Genomic DNA, 2,584 nt, shown 5'->3' with positions numbered 1-2,584 from the left:
GGCCGATAATTGGCGAACGGCATGTCCGGACATGCCGTTCGCCAATTATCGGCCCTTCGACGAGTCAGATTCGATTGGCGGTATGCAAGGGACTCCTTCACCAATACGTTCGGATTTGATTTGCGGTAGAGATAGGTAGCCAACCGACGCGGCGGTGATCTCCACCTGATGATAATTCTGTTGCTCTGGTGCATATGACTGAGCAATCTCAGGATTGAAGGAATGACAAAGGAAGAGATTACATGACTTCCCACATTGATCAGCTGACCGCTAGCATTGGTAGTGAATACGGTGTCAGCGGATGGTTCATGATCGAACAACGGAAAGTTGACATTTTCGGTCAGGTGACGGACGACGATGATCCGATGCATAGCGATGTCGAGTGGGCGCGCACCGGCCCGTTTGGCGTTCCGGTGGCGCATGGAATGTATATTCTCTCGCTGCTGCCGCGGTTTGCACGTGAATTGGGGTTTCCCATTGCCAGCAGCGGCTCGGAGATGGCCATCAACTATGGTTTCGACAGGGTGAGATGGATCAATCCCGTTCCGGTAGGTTCAAGCGTGCGTTGCAGAACGACGATCAAAAAGGTGGAACCGAAAGGCGCGACACGCTGGCTCGTCCATTCCAAAAATGCCATCGAGTGTAATGCCCATGAGGGCCCCTGCGTTGTTGCCGATTGGCTATGCCTCTATGAATACGCGCCTTGAGTTTTTGATCGACCATGTCTGGCAGAACGCCACGCTGACACCTGATCGGGAGGCGTTGGTACTGGAGGACGTTCGGCTGACGTGGCGGGAGACCGCTGATCTCGTCAATGGCTGTGCAATGGCCATGCTGGCATCGGGTGTAGTCCGTGGCGCGCGTATTGCAATGCTTTCAACGCCGCGGCCCGAATATGTCATCGTGATGATGGCATCCTTGAAGGTCGGCGCGATCTGGCTGGGATTGAATCCCCGCCACACCGCACGGGAACTCCGCTTCATCATCGGTGATAGCAAACCGATGCTGGTGTTTTCGCTCGGCCTCCGCGATGGCCGCAACTATCTCGATGATCTGGACGAAATCCGGTCCGAGGCTGGGCCATTTCAGCTGGTTGCCCTTACAGGCGAACGTGGATCAGCGGAATTGACCATGGAGGAGTTTCTTCAAAGAGGAAAGAACGTCACTCCCGGTGAACTGGACGCTCGTGCGGCCGCAAACCGCCCAGGGGATCCGGCGGTCATCGTCTACACCTCGGGGACGACGGGCGAGCCTAAGGGCGCTCTGTTGAGCCAGGCAGGCTTTCTGGATTCCTACAGAGTGCAGGCTGCTCTCTGGAAGGCCGAACCGCTGCGGATCATCAACAATATGCCGATCAGCCATATCGGAGGAATCGGCGACATAACCGCCTATGCAACAATCAGTGGCGGCACCATGGTCTTCATGGAGCGCTTCGATCCTGTGCGCTTGCTGGACACGGTCAACAAGGAAAGGATCTCGGTTCTCGGCCAAGTGACGGCGATGTACCAGAAGATCGTGGACTGCGAAGCCTGGCAATCGGCAGATCTGTCGTCCCTGCAGCTTCTGTGGTGGGCCGGATCAGAGGCGCCGCTTTCGCTGGTCGAAGAACTCGGCAAGCGCGTGCAGAAGACTGTTACTTATTATGGCATGACCGAACTCACCGGATCAGTATCCTACGTTGATAATGATCAACCACTGGAAGTGAAAGCCCGCACTATTGGGCACCCCCGGCCTGAGTTCGAGCTTCGTCTCGCCAATGATGCGGGAGAGCCGGCAATGCTGGGCGCATCAGGTGAAATTCAGGCAAGAGGGAAGAACGTGTTCCTAGGATATTGGAACCGGGAGCCTGAAACGAAGACCGCCTTCACTGGCGACGGTTGGTTTAAGACAGGAGATATCGGGCGTATCCGTGAGGACGGAAATTGGGAAGTAGTCGGGCGACTGAAGGAAATGTTCAAGTCGGGTGGCTACAACGTCTATCCTCGCGAGATTGAACAGGTCATTGAGTCTCATCCTGACGTTGAGTCAGCCTGCTTGCTTGCTCTGCCCGACCCGCAGTGGCAAGAGATCGGATGGGCATTTGTCAGGCCGAAGTCTGCTGGTGGGCTTGATACGGTTGCCATGGCAAGCTTCCTGCGCCAGCAGCTCGCCGGCTATAAGCTTCCGAAACGCATCATCCTCGTTGCAGAGTGGCCGGTAACTGCTTCGGGAAAAATCGACAAGGCTGCCCTGCGAGATCAGGCTGAATCATTACGGCTGCACTGATGCAAGAACTGGCCAGGAGCCAAAGGAACCCTCGTGCCTACCGCAAATAGAACCTGATTCGCTAAAGGGTCAATATTGGGCGATGCTTTCTGGCGATGGCAAATGTTCTCAAACTGATCTGGGACGCGATTGCAGACTTCTTCCGATCACGACCTGATCTGCAAACGGAGATCATCGCCTTGCGCTACCAGCGCAGCGTGTTGCGTCGGAAAAGACCTGAACGGCTGGTCTTCGGCAATACTGACCAGCTGATCTTTGTGTAGTTGTATCGCTTGGCGCCCGGCACCCTGAATGCCCTGTCGATTGTCAAGCCTGAGAC

At 55.7% G+C, this 2,584-nt stretch carries 2 protein-coding genes; both read left to right on the top strand.

Annotated elements, in window-relative coordinates; translation table 11 throughout:
* Positions 1-242: 242 nt before the first annotated feature.
* A complete protein-coding gene (locus WCJ41_RS21465; RefSeq protein ID WP_336907879.1) occupies positions 243-707 on the top strand; it encodes a MaoC family dehydratase in 465 nt (154 codons plus the stop codon).
* Positions 691-2,265: an AMP-binding protein gene (locus WCJ41_RS21460; RefSeq protein ID WP_336907878.1), complete on the top strand. Its 1,575-nt coding sequence runs from the start codon at positions 691-693 to the stop codon at positions 2,263-2,265. Before WCJ41_RS21465 ends, WCJ41_RS21460 begins: the two co-directional genes overlap by 17 nt.
* Positions 2,266-2,584: the final 319 nt, after the last annotated feature.

Origin of the sequence: Aestuariivirga sp. (genome assembly GCF_037139295.1) — a bacterium.
GTDB lineage: Bacteria > Pseudomonadota > Alphaproteobacteria > Rhizobiales > Aestuariivirgaceae > Aestuariivirga.
Note: the sequence above shows the minus strand (reverse complement) of the source record. Positions and strands in the feature narration are given on the sequence as shown.

Excerpts from the sequence above, each read along its gene's own strand:
- WCJ41_RS21465 (WP_336907879.1), top strand. The coding sequence starts at position 243 with ATGACTTCCCACATTGATCAGCTGACCGCTAGCATTGGTAGTGAATAC.
- WCJ41_RS21460 (WP_336907878.1), top strand. The coding sequence starts at position 691 with ATGAATACGCGCCTTGAGTTTTTGATCGACCATGTCTGGCAGAACGCC.